At 63.2% G+C, this 20,264-nt stretch carries 21 protein-coding genes and 1 tRNA gene; 10 read left to right on the top strand and 12 right to left on the bottom strand.

Annotated features, from left to right (window positions below; genetic code table 11):
• Positions 1-54 precede the first annotated feature (54 nt).
• Together PFLCHA0_RS31290 and PFLCHA0_RS18865 are read right to left on the bottom strand one after the other, a co-directional pair.
• The gene (locus tag PFLCHA0_RS31290) at positions 55-468 is read right to left on the bottom strand and encodes an aegerolysin family protein (RefSeq protein WP_080644461.1); all 414 of its coding nucleotides are present in this window, start codon (positions 466-468) and stop codon (positions 55-57) included.
• Positions 469-1,041: 573 nt separating this feature from the next.
• Complete coding sequence (locus PFLCHA0_RS18865; protein ID WP_015636151.1) at positions 1,042-1,749, bottom strand: SOS response-associated peptidase family protein; 708 nt, start codon at positions 1,747-1,749, stop codon at positions 1,042-1,044.
• Between the two features lie 113 nt (positions 1,750-1,862).
• Between PFLCHA0_RS18865 and PFLCHA0_RS18860 the strand changes: the two genes are divergently transcribed.
• The gene (locus tag PFLCHA0_RS18860; protein WP_041752365.1) at positions 1,863-2,156 is read left to right on the top strand and encodes a hypothetical protein; all 294 of its coding nucleotides are present in this window, start codon (positions 1,863-1,865) and stop codon (positions 2,154-2,156) included.
• Between the two features lie 154 nt (positions 2,157-2,310).
• On the opposite strand, the gene PFLCHA0_RS18855 is transcribed toward PFLCHA0_RS18860, so the two are convergent.
• Positions 2,311-2,398 (bottom strand) — tRNA-Ser (locus tag PFLCHA0_RS18855).
• Positions 2,399-2,521: 123 nt separating this feature from the next.
• Between PFLCHA0_RS18855 and PFLCHA0_RS18850 the strand changes: the two genes are divergently transcribed.
• Positions 2,522-3,193, top strand: a complete 672-nt coding sequence (locus PFLCHA0_RS18850; protein WP_011062013.1) for a Bax inhibitor-1/YccA family protein — start codon at positions 2,522-2,524, stop codon at positions 3,191-3,193.
• Between the two features lie 248 nt (positions 3,194-3,441).
• On the opposite strand, the gene PFLCHA0_RS18845 is transcribed toward PFLCHA0_RS18850, so the two are convergent.
• Positions 3,442-3,879: an Lrp/AsnC family transcriptional regulator gene (locus tag PFLCHA0_RS18845; RefSeq protein ID WP_011062012.1), complete on the bottom strand. Its 438-nt coding sequence runs from the start codon at positions 3,877-3,879 to the stop codon at positions 3,442-3,444.
• A 132-nt stretch (positions 3,880-4,011) separates the two neighbouring features.
• Here PFLCHA0_RS18845 and PFLCHA0_RS18840 point away from each other — a divergent pair, with 132 nt between their 5' ends.
• The 3 genes from PFLCHA0_RS18840 to PFLCHA0_RS18830 all read left to right on the top strand — a co-directional run bounded on the left by PFLCHA0_RS18840 (position 4,012) and on the right by PFLCHA0_RS18830 (position 8,723).
• The gene (locus tag PFLCHA0_RS18840) at positions 4,012-4,905 is read left to right on the top strand and encodes a DMT family transporter (protein ID WP_011062011.1); all 894 of its coding nucleotides are present in this window, start codon (positions 4,012-4,014) and stop codon (positions 4,903-4,905) included.
• Between the two features lie 251 nt (positions 4,906-5,156).
• Positions 5,157-7,430 (top strand): FdhF/YdeP family oxidoreductase, encoded by a 2,274-nt coding sequence (locus PFLCHA0_RS18835; RefSeq protein WP_011062010.1) that lies wholly within the window; start codon positions 5,157-5,159, stop codon positions 7,428-7,430.
• Between the two features lie 318 nt (positions 7,431-7,748).
• Positions 7,749-8,723, top strand: coding sequence for a Dyp-type peroxidase (locus PFLCHA0_RS18830; RefSeq protein WP_015636148.1), 975 nt, complete (start codon positions 7,749-7,751; stop codon positions 8,721-8,723).
• Between the two features lie 58 nt (positions 8,724-8,781).
• Here the strand turns inward: PFLCHA0_RS18830 and PFLCHA0_RS31285 are convergent, their stop codons facing one another.
• The 5 genes from PFLCHA0_RS31285 to PFLCHA0_RS18815 all read right to left on the bottom strand — a co-directional run bounded on the left by PFLCHA0_RS31285 (position 8,782) and on the right by PFLCHA0_RS18815 (position 13,955).
• A complete protein-coding gene (locus tag PFLCHA0_RS31285; protein ID WP_015636147.1) occupies positions 8,782-8,937 on the bottom strand; it encodes a DUF2474 domain-containing protein in 156 nt (51 codons plus the stop codon).
• On the bottom strand, positions 8,930-9,061 hold the full coding sequence (locus PFLCHA0_RS32095; RefSeq protein ID WP_015636146.1) for a hypothetical protein: 132 nt from the start codon (positions 9,059-9,061) through the stop codon (positions 8,930-8,932). The genes PFLCHA0_RS31285 and PFLCHA0_RS32095 overlap by 8 nt, the downstream gene beginning before the upstream one ends.
• Positions 9,048-10,064: a cytochrome d ubiquinol oxidase subunit II gene (gene cydB, locus PFLCHA0_RS18825; protein WP_015636145.1), complete on the bottom strand. Its 1,017-nt coding sequence runs from the start codon at positions 10,062-10,064 to the stop codon at positions 9,048-9,050. The genes PFLCHA0_RS32095 and cydB overlap by 14 nt, the downstream gene beginning before the upstream one ends.
• Positions 10,065-10,080: 16 nt before the next feature.
• A complete protein-coding gene (locus PFLCHA0_RS18820; protein ID WP_015636144.1) occupies positions 10,081-11,502 on the bottom strand; it encodes a cytochrome ubiquinol oxidase subunit I in 1,422 nt (473 codons plus the stop codon).
• Between the two features lie 128 nt (positions 11,503-11,630).
• A complete protein-coding gene (locus PFLCHA0_RS18815) occupies positions 11,631-13,955 on the bottom strand; it encodes an FdhF/YdeP family oxidoreductase (protein ID WP_015636143.1) in 2,325 nt (774 codons plus the stop codon).
• A 456-nt stretch (positions 13,956-14,411) separates the two neighbouring features.
• Between PFLCHA0_RS18815 and moaA the strand changes: the two genes are divergently transcribed.
• Genes moaA through moaE form a run of 5 tightly spaced genes read left to right on the top strand, consistent with a single transcriptional unit; the run spans position 14,412 to position 17,573 of the window.
• Positions 14,412-15,410, top strand: a complete 999-nt coding sequence (gene moaA, locus PFLCHA0_RS18810) for a GTP 3',8-cyclase MoaA (RefSeq protein ID WP_041752364.1) — start codon at positions 14,412-14,414, stop codon at positions 15,408-15,410.
• Positions 15,411-15,455: 45 nt separating this feature from the next.
• Positions 15,456-16,355 (top strand): bestrophin family protein, encoded by a 900-nt coding sequence (locus PFLCHA0_RS18805; RefSeq protein ID WP_015636141.1) that lies wholly within the window; start codon positions 15,456-15,458, stop codon positions 16,353-16,355.
• A 26-nt stretch (positions 16,356-16,381) separates the two neighbouring features.
• Positions 16,382-16,864, top strand: coding sequence for a cyclic pyranopterin monophosphate synthase MoaC (gene moaC / locus PFLCHA0_RS18800; protein ID WP_015636140.1), 483 nt, complete (start codon positions 16,382-16,384; stop codon positions 16,862-16,864).
• Positions 16,861-17,112 (top strand): molybdopterin converting factor subunit 1, encoded by a 252-nt coding sequence (gene moaD / locus PFLCHA0_RS18795; RefSeq protein ID WP_015636139.1) that lies wholly within the window; start codon positions 16,861-16,863, stop codon positions 17,110-17,112. Before moaC ends, moaD begins: the two co-directional genes overlap by 4 nt.
• Before the next feature lie 2 nt (positions 17,113-17,114).
• Positions 17,115-17,573 carry a molybdopterin synthase catalytic subunit MoaE gene (moaE, locus tag PFLCHA0_RS18790; RefSeq protein WP_015636138.1) on the top strand — a complete coding sequence of 153 codons (459 nt, stop codon included), beginning with the start codon at positions 17,115-17,117 and terminating at the stop codon, positions 17,571-17,573.
• Between the two features lie 72 nt (positions 17,574-17,645).
• Here moaE and fdhD read toward each other — a convergent pair whose 3' ends face one another.
• From fdhD to mobA, 3 genes are all read right to left on the bottom strand, one after another.
• Positions 17,646-18,473, bottom strand: a complete 828-nt coding sequence (fdhD, locus tag PFLCHA0_RS18785) for a formate dehydrogenase accessory sulfurtransferase FdhD (protein ID WP_015636137.1) — start codon at positions 18,471-18,473, stop codon at positions 17,646-17,648.
• A 58-nt stretch (positions 18,474-18,531) separates the two neighbouring features.
• Positions 18,532-19,422 (bottom strand): LysR family transcriptional regulator, encoded by an 891-nt coding sequence (locus tag PFLCHA0_RS18780; RefSeq protein ID WP_011061998.1) that lies wholly within the window; start codon positions 19,420-19,422, stop codon positions 18,532-18,534.
• Between the two features lie 109 nt (positions 19,423-19,531).
• Entirely contained in the window at positions 19,532-20,146 is a 615-nt protein-coding gene (gene mobA / locus PFLCHA0_RS18775) for a molybdenum cofactor guanylyltransferase MobA (protein ID WP_015636135.1), read from the bottom strand.
• Positions 20,147-20,264 lie beyond the last annotated feature (118 nt).

The raw sequence follows: 20,264 nt of genomic DNA, 5'->3' as shown, positions 1-20,264 counted from the left end.
GGGCTAATAATTATATGACGCTTACAAGGTACTTAAGTGGCTTTTGTATCGCTCTCATAGCTCTATTACAAATCCAAATTTAACTATTACTGATAAGCTTGTGCCACTGCTGGTTGAAGATGTTTCGTTTTCCCAAAGGATAGTTCCATCAGTGTCTTCTTCGGTGTTGTCATCGCTTGTGCTAAGGGAGCATGTATTTGTAGCTCCTGATTTCCAAGGCACATCCCATGATGCTTTTACCCATCGGCCAGGAAGACCTTCAATTTCGTAAATAATATAACCCTCTGTGCCTGAGGAAGTGTTATCTCTGCCTTGAGCAACTAAGACTTGAACTGTTTTTTTGGGAGGGACTTTAACTATAGGGGGGCTTGTCTCTCTCCCCCAGTCAAAGTGAATATTTTTAAAAATTAGTGTTTTGCTTTTTGATTGATTGGCAATGTTTAGATAAAACTTTTCAGATGCGCCCATGATATAGCTCTCCGGTTGCTTTGGAATGAGTTGTTGTTATTTTCTGTCGCAGGTATTAAGCGCTCGTGATTAATATTCTCCTGCGTGGAGATAATGCTATTGATCTGGTCGCCAGTGGTAATGGAAGTGTCGCAGTCTAGGAACTTCCATAGAAGAAGCGTTCCTTGCTGGTTGGTTGGGTTTGGCCTAGTTGTCGATTGTTTCTAGTTCTAGGCTGATCTCTTTTTTTTGAAATTTATAGTCTCAGTTGCGCGATAGAAGTGCGGTGCAGATTGCGAGCATCTCTCAGGTTGAGGGCTCGTTTGATGAGTGTGGGCGGGCTCCAAGCTTTGCTCCAGCAATGAAATAAACACTAGAAAATAATCAATTACGAAGATTGCTATCTGTCGGAACGGAAATTTTAGCTATACAGACTGTGGGGCTTGAGAGTGTGGGAATAAGAAGTTTTATTCGGTTGGTAGGGTGTTAGAGAACGAAATGCTTGAGATTCAGATGAAAGTGTTGCTGGCCGAGCGCCGGCAGCGGATCGGGTACGAGCCGCTTCTGGTCGCGACTGTATCAGCCTGTCAATGATCAGCCGTTGTTCACCACATCGCCCCCGGCGGGCTTGGTCATGGGATCGATCAGTTCCGCGCCGTGATTCCTGACATTGCCGACGGCGGCGCTAACTTTGAACCACTCGAAGGCTTCGGCGGCCTCTCCCTGGTGTAGGGCCATCTGTTCGGCGCGCTCTTTGGGCGTTGCCGGGTCGAGCCATTCCCGGGCCAGGTCCGGCGCCAGGACCACCGGCCGGCGGTCGTGAATATCGACCATGCCGCCGGCGCTGTCGGCTGTGATGATCACAAAGCCGTCGTGCTCGCCCTGGTCCGGGTCGGGCAGCTGTCCGATCGAGGCACAGAGAATCGGCGAGCCGTCACGGTGCCGGATCAGGTAGGGCTGCTTCTTCGGGCCGCCTTCGTCCACCCATTCAAACCAGTTGTCGATTGGGCATATGGCCCGGTGCGGCCAGATCTGGCGGAAGAAGGGCCCGTGGGCGACCTTCTCGACGCGGGCATTGATCGGTGCAGCGCGATCTTTGGCCCAGTGTGGCCGCCAACCCCAGCGCACGGTGTCAGCGTGTAACACGTCGTCGGCGACGTGGAAGAGGGCGAGCTGCATCGTCGGCGCCGCGTTGTAGCGTCCCTGGGGCTGATCACCGACGTTATTTATCAGGGCCCCGGGCATGCTCAGGGCTGCGACGAAGTCGTGGATGCCGCGGTATTGCGAAAGTCGTCCGCACATAGACGTTTCTCCCTGCCGAGGAGAAAGCATAGCTCCGTCTGTCGGCATCAACTGAATTGCACGCCAAGTGGTGAAATACTGTTCGCATATACAGTTTTTGGCGTGATCCCCCCATGAATTTTCTTATCGTTCGCCGCAGGGAGCGTGGCGCAGCAATACCTTCAGAAAGGCTCAGCAAGATCCAGCCTGTCAAAGGAGACATCCATATCCTGGAGAGCCACAGTCAGGCGCTGGGACGACCTTGTGTTCAGGCCTGGATATTCAAAAGCGATCCCGGGCCGGACGTGTTCCCGCGGCTGCTCGATGCGAAGGTCAACGGCATGGCGCAGCTTGGAATGAACATCAATGGCGTTGAGGAGGTCGACGGAGCTCTATATGCGCAATCGTGGTGGTGTCGCGTTGAGTAGCAACTGGGGGTGTTTTTGTTTGGCAGGACGCCGGGGAAGGGATAGTTTTGTAACGATTACCAAATAGTTTTGTAACGATGCTCAAGAAGCGTCGCCTGGAAAATCCCCCAGACACAAAAAAGCCCTGAAAAATCAGGGCTTTCTCGTTGAGATTTGGCGGAGGCGTAGAGATTCGAACTCTAGGACCTGTTACAGTCGGCGGTTTTCAAGACCGCTGCCTTAAACCACTCGGCCACACCTCCAGATCGCATTGCGGGCGCCATAATACCCGAATGAAACACACTGTCAAACTCTCTGCGTCGCGAGTTACAGAGCCTCTGTTATCATCCATGCCACTAAATGTTTCCCCCAACAGGAGTGTCGCCATGCGCGAACAGGATTACGCAGTTAACAACGGCGTGCAGGCCGAGCAGCTAGAGGTTAGCCGCGTCCTGCGCAACACTTACGGCCTGCTGGCCCTGACCCTCGCGTTCAGTGGGGTGATGGCCTATGTGGCACAGCAGATGCGTGTCGGTTATCCGAACATCTTCGTGGTGCTGATCGGCTTCTACGGTCTGTTCTTCCTCACCAACAAACTCCGTGACTCGGCCTGGGGCCTGGTGTCGGCTTTCGCCTTGACCGGTTTCATGGGCTTTCTGCTCGGCCCGATTCTCAACCGCTACCTGGGCATGCAGGGCGGCGCCGAAGTGGTCAGTTCGGCCTTTGCCATGACGGCACTGGTATTCGGCGGTCTGTCGGCCTATGTGCTGATCACCCGCAAGGACATGAGCTTCCTCGGCGGCTTCATCACCGCCGGTTTCTTCGTCCTGATGGGCGCCGTGCTGGCCAGCCTGTTCTTTCAGATCAGCGGCCTGCAACTGGCGATCAGCGCCGGCTTCGTGCTGTTCTCCTCGGTGTGCATCCTGTTCCAGACCAGCGCCATCATCCACGGCGGCGAACGTAACTACATCATGGCCACCATCAGCCTGTATGTATCGATCTACAACCTGTTCGTCAGCCTGCTGCAACTGTTCGGCATCATGGGTCGCGATGACTGATCACAGGTGCTGAGCCATTGAAAAAAGCCCGCTTCGGCGGGCTTTTTGTTGCCCAGGTTTTCTTTGGCTGTCCAGCTTTTCGACGCGCTCATACCTGTAGCTGTGCGGTGGTCAGCAGATGGGAGATAGCCAGTGCGCTGAACAGTGCTGGCCGCAGGGTTCGCTGTTCGCGTTCCGTCCGGCGCTGCCAAGGCGCCGGGGCGCAGAAGGGCGTTTTTTCGGACCTGGAAAGCGGTCCGGACCGCTGCCTATTCCAGAGGCGGCAGGCGCCGTTTGATCGGCGATTTCTTGACAATCGCGGTGTTGGTTTCGGCGTAGTGATTGAGGTGGTCCAGCAGGCTATCCAGTTGTTCCATGGAGCGCACCTGGAGACGGGCAATGAAGCAGTCGTCGCCGGTGACCTTGTCGCATTCGGTGAACTCGGCAATCGCCAGGATCTGCCGTTCGACCTCCTGCAACTTGCCCGGCAAGGGGCGGATGCGGACGATGGCCTGCAACTGGTAACCGAGAAACCTGGGGTCGATCTCCAGGGTATAGGCGCTGATCACGCCGCGTTCTTCCAGCCGGCGCAAGCGCTCCGAGACGCTGGGAGCGGACAGCCCGCTGATCTGCGCCAGGGCTTTGAGGGAGCGTCGCGAGTCTTGCATCAGGGCGCTGATCAGGGTTTGGTCGATGGCATCCAGCATGGCGATCTCGTTAGGTGAATGGGCTCTTTGGCCTTGATAAAAAAGGTCTGAATCGATTCTAGCCCAGGTTTTGATCTGGCGATGGGCTCTGCTGGCTGGGCATAATTTGCCCACTTGCAAAGGAGCCTGATGATGGATGCACAAACCCGACGCGGATCATTGGAAATGACCGCTGCCATGCTGATTTCCGGAACCATTGGCTGGTTCGTCCTGGTGTCCGGGCAACCGGTGCTGGATGTGGTGTTCTGGCGGTGCCTGTTCGGCGCCGGGACCTTGCTGCTGATTTGTGGAGCTTTCGGCTTTTTGCGTAAGAACATTCTGAGCAAGCGCGCCTTGATCCTCGCGGTGCTCAGTGGCGTGGCCATTGTCGGCAACTGGGTGCTGCTGTTCGGCTCCTACTCCCGGGCTTCGATCGCCATCGGCACCGCGGTGTACAACGTTCAGCCGTTCATTCTGGTGGCCCTCGGGGCGTTGTTCCTGGGAGAAAAGATCACCCCGCAGAAGCTGTTCTGGCTGGGCCTGTCGTTCGCCGGAATGCTGGCCATCGTCAGTGCCCACGGCAGCCAGGGCGAGGAGGGTGGCGACTACCTGTTGGGCATTGCCCTGGCCCTGGGCGCGGCGGCGCTGTACGCCTTCGCCGCGCTGCTGATCAAGCGCTTGAGCGGCACGCCGCCGCACCTGATCGCCCTGATCCAGGTCTGCACCGGGGTGCTGTTGCTGGCGCCCTGGGCCAACCTCGGCGCGCCACCCCAGCAGGCCAGCGCCTGGGCCAGCCTGCTGACCCTGGGCATTCTCCATACCGGGGTGATGTACGTGCTGCTGTACGGGGCGATCCAGAAACTGCCGACGGCCCTGACCGGCGCCTTGTCGTTCATCTACCCGATTGCGGCGATCCTGGTCGACTGGGTGGCCTTCGGACACCGCCTGGGGCTGCTGCAATGGGTGGGCGTGGGGGCGATCCTGCTGGCCGCGGCCGGCATGCAGCAGGGCTGGACCCTCAAGCGCCGGCGCAGCGTTTTGCAGTAGGCGCTACAGGTTCTGGCGGGGGCCTGCAATAGGCTCCCCCGGGCCTGGCCGGGGCCCTGGCATGGGCCCTGTACCGGTCGGCGCCTGGCCTTGACAGGCCAACCCGCAGGGCTAGATTTTACCCTGCGCTGAGGCTTTTCCAGCGCACTTGCCCCCTGATCCAGGCCCCTGGGCATCCTGCCCTGGCGCGCCTCGGTCACCCGCAACCACCGGTTCGCGTCGTGCAGCGCCGGGCCGGCCCTGGAGCGCTCATGAGTACTCGACGCAAGGTTCCCGGAATCCGCAACTACGATGGTCCCGCCGGTGGCTGGGGCGCGCTCAAGGCCACTGCGACCGCGGTGCGCGAGCAGATGGACACCCTCAAGGCGCCGCTGACCCTGATGCGCACCAACCAGCCCGACGGCTTCGACTGCCCGGGCTGCGCCTGGCCGGACAAGGAGCACAAGTCGACCTTCCAGTTCTGTGAAAACGGCGCCAAGGCGGTGACCTGGGAGGCCACCAACAAGCGGGTCACCCCGGCGTTCTTCGCCCAGCATCCGGTGACCTCATTGCTGCAGCGTTCGGACTACGAACTCGAAGACCTCGGGCGCCTGACCGAGCCCCTGGTCTACGACCGCGCCAGCGACACCTTCAAGCCTGTGGCATGGCAGGACGCCTTTGCCCGCATCGGCGAGATCCTGCGCAGCCTGCAGCCCGAGCAGGTGGAGTTCTACACCTCCGGGCGCGCGTCCAACGAAGCGGCCTACCTGTACCAGCTGTTCGCCCGGGAATACGGCTGCAACAACTTTCCCGACTGCTCGAACATGTGCCACGAGCCCACCAGCGTCGGCCTGCCGCGGTCCATTGGCATCGGCAAGGGCACGGTGTCGCTGGAGGACTTCGACCTCTGCGAGCTGATCATCTCCATCGGCCACAACCCCGGCACCAACCACCCGCGTATGATGGGTACCCTGCATGAAGCTTCGCGGCGCAAGGTGCCGATCATGGTCTTCAACCCTTTGCGCGAGCGTGCCCTGGAGCGGTTCGCCGACCCGCAGAACATGGTGGAGATGGCCACCTACGGCTCCACCCGCATCGCCTCGTCGTACTTCCAGGTCAAGGCCGGCGGCGACGCGGCGGCGATCAAGGGCATCATGAAGGCGCTGCTGGCCCTGGAGGACAGCCTGGGGCAAGTCCTGGACCAGGCATTCATCGCCGAGCACACCCAGGGCTTCGAGGCCCTGGCGGCGGACCTGCATGCCACCGCCTGGGCAGACATCGAGCAGGCCAGCGGCCTGCACCAGGCGGACCTGGAAATGGTCGCCGCGGCCTATGCCAAGTCCAACGCCACCATCGTCACCTACGGCATGGGCATCACCCAGCACAACGAAGGCACGGCCAATGTCCGGCTGATCTGCGACCTGCTGATGTTGCGGGGCAACCTGGGCAAGCCGGGGGCGGGGATCTGCCCGTTGCGCGGCCACTCCAACGTGCAGGGCAACCGCACCGTGGGCATTACCGAGAAGCCTTCCCCGGCCTTTCTCGACAAGCTGCAGCAGACCTTCGGCTTCACCCCGCCGGCGCATCACGGTCACGATGCGGTGCAAGCCATGCAGGCGATGATCGCCGGCAGCGCCAAGGCCCTGCTGTGCCTGGGGGGCAACTTTGCCGTGGCCCTACCGGACCCGGGCCAGTGCTTCCCGGCCATGGGCAAGCTGGACCTGAGCGTGCACATCGCCACCAAGCTCAACCGCAGCCACCTGCTGGTGGCCCGGGAAACCTTCCTCTTTCCCTGCCTGGGCCGTACCGAGCTGGATATGCAGGACGGCCTGCGTCAGGCGATCACCGTCGAAGACTCGATGTCCATGGTGCATGCCTCGGCCGGCAAGCTGGCGCCGGCCTCCGAGTTTTTGCTGTCGGAACCGGCGATCGTCGCCGGCATGGCCCGGGCCACCCTGCCGGGCAGCCGCGTGCCCTGGCTGGAGCTGGTGGCCGACTACGACAAGATCCGCGACCTGATCGAACAGACCGTGCCCGGCTTTGACGACTACAACGCCCGCATTCGCGTGCCGGGTGGTTTCCGCATGCCCCTGGCGGCAGCCGAGCGGCAGTGGCTGACGCCCTCGGGCAAGGCCGAATTCTTCGTCTTTCCCGGGCTGCATGAGGACAAGGAAGTGGACGGCGCCGATGTGCTGCGGCTGATCACCCTGCGCAGCCACGACCAGTACAACACCACCATCTACGCCCTGGACGACCGCTATCGCGGGGTGTTCGGCCGCCGCGACGTGCTGTTCATCAGCCCGGCGGACCTGGCCGCCCGGGGCCTGGCCCATGGCGACCTGGTGGACATCGAAACGGTGATCGGCGGGCGCCGGCTGCGCTACGAGAAGATCACCGCCATCGAATACAAGATCGCCAATGGCACGGTGGGCGCCTACTACCCCGAAGCCAACCGCCTGGTGCCCCTGGACTACCTGGACGTGGACAGCGGCACGCCGTCCTACAAATCGGTGCCGGTGCGAGTGTTGCGCTCAAGCCCCGCTTGAACGGAGCCACAGCGCCTCGCGACTCGTGCAGCCGCTGCCGCAGGCTGCGCACGGTCGCGTAGCGGCCGCGGCGATCCGGAAAACGCTGATGCCCGACGGTAGATCGCCAAGCAAGGCCCTGCGGTCCTTTGCGCAGCCTCGCAGGCTCGGCAGCGGCTACAGGGTCGTGCGCTGTGCAAGGCTAGAGGTGCTTGATGGCCCGGGGATTCGGTGAGTGGGAGGGCGGCACCTTCCAGGGGGAGCAATCTCCCTGGCCAAGGTCACAATCTGCTATTTTCCTGTCGGTGATTTTTCCGACCGCAGCCTGTGGAACCCATAATGACCCAGCCGTCCTCCCTGGCCGAGCGCAAGCCCGAGCCCCAAGCCATCTGCAATCCCATCACCCGTAGCGCGATCTTCATCGTCGCCACCCTGGCGCCCGGCGCCGCTGCCGCGCAAACCGTGCGCGACTGGTGCGCCGATATCGCCGCCTTGACCCGTTCGGTGGGCAAGCGCGTCCCGGGGGGCAATCTGTCCTGTGTCTGCGGTTTTGGCTCCAGCGCCTGGGACCGCCTGTTCGGCGGCCCGCGCCCGGCGTCGCTGCACCCGTTCATCGAGGTGGGCGTGGAGGGGCGCCGCGCGCCATCGACTCCCGGCGACCTGCTGCTGCACATCCGTGCCGAACAGATGGACCTGTGCTTCGAGTTGGCCACGCAGTTGCTCAAGCCCCTGGGGGATTCGATCAAGGTGGTGGACGAGGTCCAGGGCTTCCGCTATTTCGACATGCGCAGCATGGTCGGCTTCGTCGACGGCACCGAGAACCCGGAAGGCCGCGAGGCGGTGGATTTCACCCTGGTGGGGGACGAGGACCCGCAGTTCTGCAATGGCAGCTACGTGCTGGTGCAGAAGTACCTGCACAACATGACCGCCTGGAACGAACTGACGGTGGAGGCCCAGGAGCGCATCATCGGCCGCACCAAACTGTCGGATATCGAACTCGACGATGCAGTGAAACCCAGCTGCTCACACAGCTCCCTGACCACCCTGGAAGAGAACGGCGAGGAGGTGAAGATCCTGCGCGACAACATGCCGTTCGGCCGCCCGGGCGCCGGGGAATTCGGCACCTATTTCATCGGCTACGCCCGCTCGCCACGGCCGGTGGAGCAGATGCTGGAGAACATGTTCGTCGGCCGCCCTGCAGGCAACTACGATCGCCTGCTGGACTTCAGCACCGCGGTCACCGGCGGGCTGTTCTTCGTGCCCTCCGCCGACCTGCTGGAAGACCTGGCCGAGCGCGCGCCCACCGGCCTGTAGGCGCAAAAAAAACCGGCCCGCTATTGCGGGCCGGGGTTGCAGGCGTTATCGCCCCTGCTCAGTGGCTGTGCATGCCGGCGGCTTGCATCAGCAGCCGCAACACGCCGGCCACCAGCCCCAGGCCCACCACACTGGCCAGCCAGATACCCCCCATCCACAGCAACCGCTGCCAGGTGGATGCCGGCCGTGGCGGCCGCGTCGATAGCCTATCCATGCGCCAGCTCCAGCATCAGTGCGCCGCTGCAGGCGAGCATCAGCAGTGCGCCGATGAACAGCAGGCTCAGTTGCGCCACAGCCTTGTGCCAGGGCAGGGGTGTAGCTCGATCAATGGTAGCCATCGCCAATCCTCACTTTGCCGCGGAACACGTAGTAGCTCCAGCAGGTGTACATCAGGATGACCGGCAGGATGAACAGGGTGCCGATCAGGATGAACAGCTGGCTGGACAGCGGTGAAGCCGCCTCCCACAGGCTGATGGACGGCGGCACTATGTTCGGCCAGATGCTGAACGCCAGGCCGATGTAGCCGAGGAACACCAGCACCAGGGTGAACACGAACGGCCAGTGGGAATGGTGCTGGCGCAAAGTGCCCAGGAGCCCGCACAGTGCCGCCAGCCCCAGCACTAGCAGCGCACCGAAGATCACGATATGGGCATGGCTGAACCAGCGGTTGGCGATCTCCGGGTGCAGCAGCGCGGTCCACACGCAGAGCACCGCCACCACCGCGGTCAGCGCGAACGCCAGGGGCCGGGTGTAGTGGCGCATGCGCGCTTCGAGCATGCCTTCGGTCTTGACCAGCAGCCAGGTGCTGCCCAGCAGCGCATAGGCCACGATCAGCCCCAGGCCGCAGAACAGCGGGAAGGGCGCCAGCCAGTCCAGGGTGCCGCCGGCGAACTGCCGATCGACCACCGGGATGCCGCTGATATAGGTGCCGATCACGATGCCCTGGCACAGGGTCGCCAGCAGCGAGCCGCCGATGAACGCCCAATCCCAGATGTGCCGTTTCTCGGGGCTGGCCTTGAAGCGGAACTCGAAGGCCACGCCGCGGAAGATCAGCCCCGCCAGCATGAAGATCAGCGGCAGGTACAGGGCTTCGAGAATCACCGAGTAGGCCAGGGGAAAGGCCCCGTACAGCGCTGCGCCACCGAGGATCAGCCAGGTCTCGTTACCGTCCCAGACCGGGGCCACGGTGTTCATCATCACGTCCCGTTCCCGGGCATCGGGGATCAGCGGGAAGAGAATCCCCAGCCCCAGGTCGAAGCCGTCCATGATCACGTACATCATCACCCCGAAGGCAATGATCACGCCCCAGATCAACGACAGGTCTATGCCTTGAATCGTCATGTCGATATCCCTTGTTTCAGTGGTGTTGGTCGCTGGACGCAAAGGTCTCGGCGATGGCGGACAGTGGACGGCGCGGTGTTGGCTCCTGGCCGACAGGGTGGGTCGGCGGGTGCTCGTGGTGGGGCTGCGGGCCCTTGCGCACCAGCTTCATCATGTAGCCGATGCCCACCGCGAACACCGAGAAGTAGATCACCACGAACAGCGCCAGGGAGATGCTCAGTTGGGTCACGCTGTGGTTGGACGCGGCGTCGCTGGTGCGCAGCAGGCCGTACACCACCCAGGGCTGGCGCCCGACTTCGGTGGTGATCCAGCCCGCCAGCATGGCGATCAGGCCGGTGGGGCCCATCCACAGCACCAGGCGCAGGAACAGGCGGTTGCGGTACAGCGCGCCGTTGCGTCGCAGCAGCAGGCCCAGCAACCCGGTGAGGATCATCAACATGCCCAGGCCGGCCATGATGCGGAAGCTGAAGAACACGATGGCCGAGTTGGGACGGTCTTCCTTGGGGAAGCTCTTGAGCGCCGGGATCTGCTTATCCAGGCTGTGGGTCAGGATCAGGCTGCCCAGGTAGGGCACTTCCACGGCGTAGTCGGTTTTCTCGCCGTCCATGTTGGGAATGCCGAACAGCACCAGGGGCGAGGGTTCGCTGCCGTGGTTTTCCCAGTGGCCTTCGATGGCAGCGATCTTCGCCGGCTGGTGCTCCAGGGTGTTCAGGCCATGGGCGTCACCGACCACCGCCTGGATCGGTGCCACGATCAGCGCCATCCACAGCGCCATCGACAGCATCTTGCGCACCGGCGGCGTGTCGTTGCCCCGCAGCAGGTGCCAGGCGGCGCTCGATCCGACGAAGAACGCCGTGGCGACGAATGCGGCAATCGCCATGTGCATCAGGCGGAAGGGGAAGGACGGGTTGAAGACGATCGCCAGCCAGTCCATGGGCATGATCCGCCCATCGACGATGGAGAAGCCCTGGGGCGTCTGCATCCAGCTGTTGGAGGCGAGGATCCAGAAGGTCGAGATCAGGGTGCCGATGGCCACCATCACCGTGGCGAAAAAGTGCAGCCCGCGACCCACCCGGTTCCAGCCGAACAGCATGACCCCGAGAAAGCCCGCTTCGAGGAAGAACGCGGTCAGCACTTCATAGGTCAGCAGAGGGCCGGTGATACTCCCGGCGAAGTCCGAGAAGCGGCTCCAGTTGGTGCCGAACTCGTAGGCCATGACCAGCCCGGAAACCACGCCCATGCCGAAGTTGACGGCGAAAATCTTCGACCAGAAGTGGTACAGGTCCTTGTAGGTGCTGTTGTGGGTCTTGAGCCACAAGCCTTCGAGCACCGCCAGGAAACTGGCCAGGCCGATGGTGATGGCGGGAAAGATGATGTGGAACGAGACCGTGAACGCGAACTGGATGCGCGCTAGGTCGAGTGCCTGTAGATGAAACATGACGAAACCCTCGTAATGGCTGGGGGCCCGCGCAGGCGCCTTCCGGCCGCCGTGAACCCGGGTTCGCGGCGTACGGCAAAAGGCTGCGCGGGGCAGGCTGGAGCGGCGCCTTGGCCGCTCCGGCCGGGTCAAACGCCGACGGACTGGATCAGGTTGCTGGCCGCCGCCGGCTCCAGGCGGATGGCGATGAACTTGGAGGTCGGCGTGTAGGTGCGGTCGCCGTAGCTTTCCAGGGGCACCAGGGGGTTGGTCTCCGGGTAGTAGGCGGCCGACTGGCCGGTGGGAATGTCGTAGGCGATCAGGGTGAAACCGCTGACCCGGCGTTCCCGGCCGTCATCCCACAGCGACACGATGTCGACCTTCTGCCCCGGCTCGTAGCCCAGCCGGCGGATGTCGTCCTCGTTGGCGAACAGCACCTCGCGCATGCCGTAGACCCCGCGATAGCGGTCGTCCAGGCCATACAGGGTGGTGTTGTACTGGTCGTGGGAGCGCATGGTCTGCAGGATCAGGTCGGGCTTGACCTTGAGCTTGCGCACCCCGGCGCTGACCAGGTGTTCCGGCAGCTCGCTGGGGATGAACCGCGCCTTGCCGGTGGCGGTGTTCCAGCGCCGTTGGCTGGCGTCGTTGCCCAGGTGGAAGCCGCCGGGGTTGAGCAGCTTGAGGTTGAAGTCGGCAAAACCGGGGATGGTGTCGGCGATCAGGTCGCGGATGCGCCCGTAGTCTTCGATCGCCCACAGCCAGTCGATGGGGTGCTGGCCCAGGGTGGCGTTGGCGATGCCGGCGATGATCGCCGGTTCCGAGCGCAGGTGCGGCGACTTGGGTTTGAGCTGGCCGTGGGAGATATGCACCATGCTGAAGGTGTCTTCCACGGTGATGCCTTGCGGGCCGTTGGCCTGGATGTCGATATCGGTGCGGCCCAGGCACGGCAGGATCAGCGCCTCGCGCCCGGTCACCAGGTGGCTGCGGTTGAGCTTGGTGGCTATGTGCACGGTGAGCTCGCAGTTGCGCAGGGCCGCGTGGGTGCGCGGGGTGTCCGGGGTGGCCTGGGCAAAGTTGCCCCCCAGGCCGATGAACACCTTGGCCCGGCCCTGTTCCATGGCCGAGATCGCCATCACCGTGTTGTGCCCGTGCTCCCGGGGCGGCTTGAAGCCGAAGCGCGCCTCAAGGGCATCCAGCAGCTCGGTGGGCGCCAGTTCGTTGATGCCCATGGTGCGGTCGCCCTGCACGTTGCTGTGGCCGCGCACCGGCGACAGGCCGGCGCCGGGACGGCCGATATTGCCCCGCAGCAACAGCACGTTGATCACTTCCTGGATGGTTGGCACCGAGTGGGTGTGCTGGGTCAGGCCCATGGCCCAGCACATGATCGCGCGCTTGGCCTTGCGGTACATGCGCGCGGCCAGCTCGATGTCGGCCAGGCTCAGGCCGGACTGCTCGACGATGTGGTTCCAGGACGTGGCATCGACTTCGGCCAGGTAGCTGTCCAGGCCCGAGGTGTGTTCGGCGATGAAGGCCCGGTCGAACACCGCTTCGCCATTGTTGGCCAGGGCTTCGCGCTCCCAGCGCAGGAGGAACTTGGCTATGCCGCGAAAGGCCGCCATGTCGCCGCCCAGGGCCGGGCGGAAGTAGGCCGAGGAGGTGGGCTCGGAGCCGTTGGTGAGCATCTCCAGCGGGTGCTGGGGATGCTGGAAACGCTCCAGGCCACGTTCCTTGAGGGGGTTGAAGCAGATCACCTGGGCACCGCGTTTCACCGCCTCGCGCAGTGGCTCGAGCATCCGCGGGTGGTTGGTGCCGGGGTTCTGGCCGATGACGAAGATCGCGTCGGCCTGTTCCAGGTCATGGAACACCACCGTGCCCTTGCCCACGCCGACGCTTTCGAACATACCCACGGCACTGGCCTCGTGGCACATGTTGGAGCAGTCGGGGAAGTTGTTGGTGCCATAGGCGCGCACGAACAGTTGGTACAGGTAGGCCGCCTCGTTGCTGGCCCGGCCGGAGGTGTAGAACTCCGCCTGGTTGGGCGAGTCCAGGCCCTTGAGGTGGCTGGCAATCAGCTCGAAGGCCTCGTCCCAGGTGGTTTCCACATAGCGGTCCTGGGTGGCGTCATAGCGCATGGGGTGGGTCAGGCGGCCCTGGTACTCGAGCCAGTAGTCGCTCTGCGCGGCCAGGGCCGAGACCGTGTATTTGTTGAAGAAGGCCGGGTTCACCAGGCGCCCGGTGGCTTCCCAGTTGACCGCCTTGGCGCCGTTCTCGCAGAACTTGACCATGCCGTTTTCCGGCGACTCGCCCCAGGCGCAGCCGGGGCAGTCGAAGCCGCCGTTCTGGTTGGTCTTGAGCATGGCGCGGATGTTCTTGAAGGCGTTCTCGCTGCCCAGCCAGTTCTTGGTCACTGCGATCAGTGCCCCCCAACCGGCGGCCGCCCCCTTGTAGGGTTTGTATCGATCAACTTCGCTCATGATATTTCTCCAATACAGCGCACGCAGGCAACCGGCCGACATTGAATCGATGTCAGTGATTGTTTGACTGCACAGGCTAAATGCGGTTGTTGTGAACTTGTTTGAGTTCGGTGTTGCTTATTGGCGTGGAGTAACTTTCAGGGCTCGTTATATGGGCCACGAATAAAGCCTATTCGTCACCCGTGGCCGCTGTCTAATCGCAATTAATGACCGGCTGATCGAAAGCCTCTATCACCGTTAAAAGTCTATATATATCAAATGGTTGATTGTTTGTTTCGGCCTTTGTGGGAAGCGATTTCAGGAGCGATAGATTGTATTGATCAGCCAGTTGTTAATAGCGATTGGACGGGGCTTTTAATGGCTTTTAATCTTGCCGCCAATAACACCTTCTGCAGGTGCTTGTGTGGAAGAACTTCAACTAATCGCGATGGATTCCCACCGTCGAAAGAGGCTCGGATGTCAGATCAGGTATTGCTCGATGGCTTCGCTCGGCGGGTCGACTATCTGCGCATGTCGGTGACCGACCGCTGCGATTTCCGCTGTGTGTATTGCATGGCCGAGGACATGCAGTTCCTGCCGCGCCAACGCATTCTTACCCTGGAGGAGCTGTACCAGCTGGCCGAACGTTTCGTGGCCCTGGGTACCCGCAAGATCCGCCTCACTGGCGGCGAGCCGCTGATCCGCCCCGGGGTGGTCCAGCTGTGCCGGGACATTGCCCGGCTGCCCGGGCTGCGGGAGCTGTGCATGACCACCAACGGCTCGCAACTGGGCAAGCTGGCCGCGCCGCTGTTCGACGCCGGGGTCAAGCGCCTGAACATCAGCCTCGACAGCCTGGACCCGACCCTGTTTCGGCAGCTGACCCGCACCGGCGAGCTGGGCCAGGTGGTTGCCGGCATCGACGCGGCGATTGCCGCCGGCTTTGAGCGCACCAAGCTCAACTGTGTGGTGATGAAGGGGCGCAACGACCAGCAGATCAACGAACTGGTGGCCTTTGCCATCGACCGCGGCCTGGACATCTCCTTTATCGAGGAAATGCCCCTGGGCACCATCAGCGAACACAGCCGCAGCGATGCGTTCTTTTCCAGTGCCCGGGTTCGCGAGCGGATCGCCGAGCGCTACACCCTGATCGAGTCCGCCGAGTCGACCCAGGGCCCGTCGCGCTACTGGCGCCTGGCCGAGGCGCCGCACATTCGCCTGGGGTTCATCTCGCCCCACAGCCACAACTTCTGCGGCACCTGCAACCGCGTGCGCCTGACCGTCGAAGGCCGCTTGCTGCTGTGCCTGGGCAACGAGCACTCGGTGGACCTCAAGGCCGTGCTGCGCGCTCACCCCGGCGATACCGGGCGCCTGCAGCGGGCCATAGTCGAGGCGATGAAGCTCAAGCCCTACAGCCATCACTTCGAACTCAACGACGAGGTGCAGGTGGTGCGCTTCATGAACATGACCGGCGGCTGAACCGCTGCTCATCACGGCTTTTCATTGTGCAAAGGTTCTACCCCGATGATCGTCAGATCCAAACCCAACCTGATCAGCGTGCTGATTTCCCTCAAGGGGTCGATTGCCAAGCGCATCGCCCTGCGCAGCCTGCTGGTGACCCTGCTGGCCTCGGCCATCGTGCTGATCGAGACCTTGCACCCGGCGTATTTCTCCAAGGTCAATGCCACCCCGTTCACCTTGCTCGGCCTGTCGCTGTCGATCTTCATGAGCTTTCGCAACAACGCCTGCTACGACCGCTGGTACGAAGCGCGCAAGGCCCTGGGCACGGTGGTGACCGAGGTGCGCTCGATGATCCGCGAAACCCAGGTGCTTGAAGATGCCCGGGCGCGCAGCGCGATCCTGCGTGACCTGTGCGGTTTCGCCCATGCCCTCAAGGCCCGGCTGCGCCGCGAAGATGAACTGAGCGCTGCCGATACCTGGCTCAGCCAGTTGCCGCCGGCAAGCACCAGCAACCTGCCGGACAGCCTGCTGCGCCAGATCGCGCGCCAGTGTTCGGACCAGGCCCAGGCGGGGCGGCTCAGCGAATGGCGCTACCTGCTGCTGGCCAATCAACTGGCGGCCATCACCGGCGCGCAATCCACCTGCGAGCGGATCAAGGCCACGCCGCTGCCGTTTCCCTACACGTTGCTGCTGCACCGCACCAGCTACATGTTCTGCATCCTCCTGCCCTTTGCCATGGCCGAGCCCCTGGGCTGGCTGACGCCGATCTTCACCGCCATCGTCAGCTACACCTTCTTCGGCCTGGACGCCATTGGCGACGAGCTGGAAGACCCCTTCGGCCACGACGAGAACGACCTGCCGCTGAGCGCCATCGTGCGCAACATCGAGCGCGAGATTCTCGAAGCCCTGGGGGCCACCGAACTGCCGCCGGCGCTGGAGCCGGTGGACTATGTCCTGAGCTGATCCACTGTTGTTATCCGAGGTTGCACATGAATGAACTCACTCACCTGGACGACCAGGGCCGGGCCAGCATGGTGGATGTCACCTGCAAGGCCGCTACCGAGCGCGAGGCCCAGGCTCGGGCCTGGGTGCGCATGCTCCCGGCCACCCTGCAACTGATCCAGGACCAGGGCCATCCCAAGGGCGATGTGTTCGCCGTGGCGCGCATCGCCGGGATCATGGCGGCAAAGAAGACCCACGAACTGATCCCCCTGTGCCACCCGTTGCTGCTCACCGGGATCCACATCGAACTACGGGCACTGCCGCCGGACCGGGTGCAGATCACCAGTTGCTGCCGGCTCAACGGCGCCACCGGGGTCGAGCTGGAAGCCATGACCGCCGCCAGCGTGGCGGCGCTGACGATCTATGACATGTGCAAGGCGGTGGACCGCGCCATGGTCATCGAAGGGCTGCACCTGCTGAAGAAGCAGGGCGGCAAGTCCGGCACCTTTATCGCAGGAGAGGCCCGATGATTCTGGTCAACTACTTTGCCCGCTACCGTGAGCAACTGGGCTGCGGTGGCGAAAAACTGTCCCTGGATGCCAGCCTGCGCACCGTCGAGGACCTGCGCCAGCGGCTGATGGCCCGGGGTGAAACCTGGGCGCAGGTGCTGGGGGAGAACAGCCTGATGTGCGCGCTGAACCAGGAACTGTGCAAGCTTGATGCGGCCATCGAGGACTTCGATGAAATCGCCTTCTTTCCGCAAGTGACCGGAGGCTGAGCATGAGCATCCAGGTGCAGACCCAGGCGTTGAGCCTCGACCAGCTGAATGCCGGCTTGCAGGCCGGCGACGCCAGCGTCGGCGGCGTGGTGACCTTTGTCGGTTATGTGCGCGATCTCAACCTGGGGGAGGCGGTGCACAGCCTGTTTCTTGAACACTACCCGGGCATGACCGAGCGCTCGCTGCAGCGCATCGTGGAGCAAGCCCAGGCGCGCTGGCCGCTGAACCGGGTGAGCCTGGTGCACCGGGTGGGGTTGCTGCAGGTGGGTGAGCCCATCGTCTTTGTCGGGGTGGCCAGCGCCCATCGCCAAGCGGCCTTCGAGGCTTGCGCCTTCATCATGGATTACCTCAAGACCCGCGCCCCGTTCTGGAAACGCGAAGTCACCCCGGCCGGCGAACGCTGGATCGACGGTCGCGAGAGCGACCGGCAGGCGGCCGAACGTTGGGGTGTAGAACGTTGAGCTTATGCCGCTGACAGAGGCTTGAGGGAAGGGGCTAGCCACGCCGGATGCATGTCATCCGGCGTGGTGCATTTACACCGGGCTGTAGATACGTGGGGCGTTGCGGTGGGGGACGTGGATCAGGTTCAGGCGATGCTTGTTGGCCCATTGCACGGTGAGTGCGGTCGGCGCCGAGAGGCTGACCAGGGTACCGAGGCGGGCGCGCACGGCCTTGTGGATCAGTTCCAGGCTGCAACGGCTGGTGACCACGGTGAAGCCCCGGCTGCCATCGATCCCGGCCTGCAGCAGCGCGCCAATCAGCTTGTCCAGGGCGTTGTGGCGGCCGATGTCTTCCTGGCACAGGCGCACCTCGCCCTGTTCGTCGAAGTACAGCGCCGCATGCAGGGCGCCGCTGCTGCGGGCCATGTGCTGGGCCTGTTCGATGCGCTCGCGCAGGCCCTGCAGGTGTTCGGCAGGTGGCAGGGCCGCGGGTTCGAGGATCTGCAGTTGCGGCAGCGCCTGTTCCAGGGCCTCCACTCCGCACAGGCCACAGCCGCTGGTGCCGGCCATTTGCCGGCGATGGTCCTTGAGGGCCCAGAACGCCCGGCTGGAAATTTCCACGTCGGCCTGGCAGGCCTGGGGGAAGTGGCTTAGGCGGATGTCGTAGATTTCGCCGAGGTCATTGACGATGTCGTTGGTGATGCTGAAGCCGCGAATGAAGTCTTCCAGGTTGCCCGGAGACACCATCATCACCGCCTGGCTCAGGCCGTTGTAGGTGATCGCCAGGGCGATCTCGGCGGCCAGCGGCGCCTCGGCCATCGGGCCGTCGGCGCTGTACTCGCGATAGGCCACCCGCTGCGGCGCCGGCGCCGGCGCATTGGCCTCGGGTTGTTGCTCCGTTTGTTCGATCCGGCAAACCATGACCACACCTCGTTGCATTCGATTTGCCCAGGGCCATGGGCGGCCCTGGGGCATTGATTCACTCTTTGATCGCAAACAGCTTCTTGGCTTCGGCGAAGCACTTTTCGGCAATCGCCGAGCGCGGCTCGGTCTTGCGCATCACCAGCCCCAGTGGCGCCAGCACGCTGGCATCCGGCAGTTGGATAAAGGCCAGGTTCTCGATGGGCGAATCCAGGCCGCTGTCCAGGGGCATGATCGAGCAGCAGAAGCCTTCGTGGATCGCCTGGAACAGTTGGTAGGTGGAGTCGCTTTCCAGGATCGGCTGCGGGTTCAGTCCGCGGCTGCGAAAGCTCAGGTCGATGGACTTGCGATAGTGCATGCCGGTGCTGAGCATGCCCAGCGGCAGTTCGGCGGCGTCCTCCCAGCTCATCTCGGTGCCTTCGAAATGAAAGTGCCGGGTGTCGTAGAGCAGGCCGACCCGGGTCTCGCCGATCTCGAAGAAGTCCAGGTAGTTGGGGTTGACGTGGTCCAGGTAGCAGACCCCCAGGTCCAGCTGGTTGTTGCCGATGTCCTCGATGATCCGGTCGGAGCTCATGGACGACAGGCTGAACTGCAGTTCCGGGAAGCTCGACGATAGCTGTTGCACGTAGCTGATGGGGTTGAAGCCGCTCAGCGGTACCAGCCCCAGGCGCAGCTTGCCCACCAGTTGCCCGCGGCAGGCAGCGGCTTCGGCGAACAGCCCGTCATGGGCTGCCAGCAGGGTCTTGGCCCAGGCCAGCACCCGCTCGCCGGCTTCGGTGAAGCCTTCGAAGCGCTGGCCACGGGTGACCAGGATCAGGTCCAGTTCATCCTCAAGATTGCGCAGGCGCATGGACAGGGTCGGCTGGGTGATATGGCAGCGCGCGGCGGCCTGGCCAAAGTGCCGGGTCTGCTCCAGGGCGATCAGAAACTTGAGTTGCTTGATGTCCACGGTGGCACCTGTTGTGGGAAAAGTCGGGTTCAGTAATAACGCAGGTGTTGCGCCCATGAAAAGGCCTGGGGCCTTGCCCGGTTGCGCCCTTGGGCACCTCCGGCGCTGTTCAGGCCAGGGGCTTGGGGCCTGCTTCAGACAGTAGTTCAGGGGTATTGAAGTTGCTCAGCCGCGGATCGTCCGCGGCGCAGGGCAGGGGCCTCAGCCCATGGGCGGCCAGGGCCCGCAGCAGGCTGCGCTCGCCGTTGTCCCAGGCCTGGCGCAGGTCGCCCAGCAGCGCCGTGGGGATCAGGCTGAACATGGGTTGCCATTGCCCGGCCTGCTGCACCATCACCGGCCTGGTGTCGTTGCCGCGGGCATCCAGCAGGGCCTGGATCAGCGCCGCGTCGATCTGCGGCGCATCGCAGGCCAGCACCAGCAGCCAGGGGTGGCGGGCCGTCGCGAGGCCGGCCAGGACTCCGGCCAGGGGCCCGGGGAAATCCTTCTGCCCATCCTCCACCAAGCGGTCGGCATAGGCCCGGTAGCGCTCGGCGTTGCGGTTGCAGGAAATGATCAGGTCATCGCTCAAGGGCCGCACCACCGCCTGCACATGGGCAATCAGCGGCTGGCCGCGCCAGGCCACCAGGCCCTTGTCCTGGCCGCCCATGCGCGAGCCGCGGCCACCGGCCAGCAGCAGGATCGAGCAGGGCAGGGAACAGGCGGAGGTGGGCTGGGTCGGGGTCATGGCGGGACGCATATCAAGTAGGTGGCGCAAACGATGGCATTGTCCTTCGGGTACGTCCAATCGGAAGTGTTGAATGGCCGATTGACGGGCTTTATCGGCCCCCTTGCAGGGCCTGGCA

The sequence above is a fragment of the Pseudomonas protegens CHA0 genome (assembly GCF_000397205.1).
Taxonomy (GTDB): Bacteria; Pseudomonadota; Gammaproteobacteria; order Pseudomonadales; family Pseudomonadaceae; genus Aquipseudomonas; species Aquipseudomonas protegens.
The sequence above is the reverse complement of the archived record's forward strand: the minus strand, read 5'-3'. Positions and strand labels throughout refer to the sequence as shown.

Coding starts and splice junctions, on each gene's coding strand:
- PFLCHA0_RS18865 (WP_015636151.1), bottom strand. CDS start 1,749: ATGTGCGGACGACTTTCGCAATACCGCGGCATCCACGACTTCGTCGCA.
- moaE (WP_015636138.1), top strand. CDS start 17,115: ATGAGCATCCAGGTGCAGACCCAGGCGTTGAGCCTCGACCAGCTGAAT.
- moaD (WP_015636139.1), top strand. CDS start 16,861: ATGATTCTGGTCAACTACTTTGCCCGCTACCGTGAGCAACTGGGCTGC.
- PFLCHA0_RS18835 (WP_011062010.1), top strand. CDS start 5,157: ATGAGTACTCGACGCAAGGTTCCCGGAATCCGCAACTACGATGGTCCC.
- PFLCHA0_RS18830 (WP_015636148.1), top strand. CDS start 7,749: ATGACCCAGCCGTCCTCCCTGGCCGAGCGCAAGCCCGAGCCCCAAGCC.
- PFLCHA0_RS18850 (WP_011062013.1), top strand. CDS start 2,522: ATGCGCGAACAGGATTACGCAGTTAACAACGGCGTGCAGGCCGAGCAG.
- fdhD (WP_015636137.1), bottom strand. CDS start 18,473: ATGGTTTGCCGGATCGAACAAACGGAGCAACAACCCGAGGCCAATGCG.
- cydB (WP_015636145.1), bottom strand. CDS start 10,064: ATGACGATTCAAGGCATAGACCTGTCGTTGATCTGGGGCGTGATCATT.
- PFLCHA0_RS18815 (WP_015636143.1), bottom strand. CDS start 13,955: ATGAGCGAAGTTGATCGATACAAACCCTACAAGGGGGCGGCCGCCGGT.
- moaC (WP_015636140.1), top strand. CDS start 16,382: ATGAATGAACTCACTCACCTGGACGACCAGGGCCGGGCCAGCATGGTG.
- mobA (WP_015636135.1), bottom strand. CDS start 20,146: ATGACCCCGACCCAGCCCACCTCCGCCTGTTCCCTGCCCTGCTCGATC.
- PFLCHA0_RS31290 (WP_080644461.1), bottom strand. CDS start 468: ATGGGCGCATCTGAAAAGTTTTATCTAAACATTGCCAATCAATCAAAA.
- moaA (WP_041752364.1), top strand. CDS start 14,412: ATGTCAGATCAGGTATTGCTCGATGGCTTCGCTCGGCGGGTCGACTAT.
- PFLCHA0_RS18805 (WP_015636141.1), top strand. CDS start 15,456: ATGATCGTCAGATCCAAACCCAACCTGATCAGCGTGCTGATTTCCCTC.
- PFLCHA0_RS31285 (WP_015636147.1), bottom strand. CDS start 8,937: ATGGATAGGCTATCGACGCGGCCGCCACGGCCGGCATCCACCTGGCAG.
- PFLCHA0_RS32095 (WP_015636146.1), bottom strand. CDS start 9,061: ATGGCTACCATTGATCGAGCTACACCCCTGCCCTGGCACAAGGCTGTG.
- PFLCHA0_RS18840 (WP_011062011.1), top strand. CDS start 4,012: ATGGATGCACAAACCCGACGCGGATCATTGGAAATGACCGCTGCCATG.
- PFLCHA0_RS18845 (WP_011062012.1), bottom strand. CDS start 3,879: ATGCTGGATGCCATCGACCAAACCCTGATCAGCGCCCTGATGCAAGAC.
- PFLCHA0_RS18860 (WP_041752365.1), top strand. CDS start 1,863: ATGAATTTTCTTATCGTTCGCCGCAGGGAGCGTGGCGCAGCAATACCT.
- PFLCHA0_RS18820 (WP_015636144.1), bottom strand. CDS start 11,502: ATGTTTCATCTACAGGCACTCGACCTAGCGCGCATCCAGTTCGCGTTC.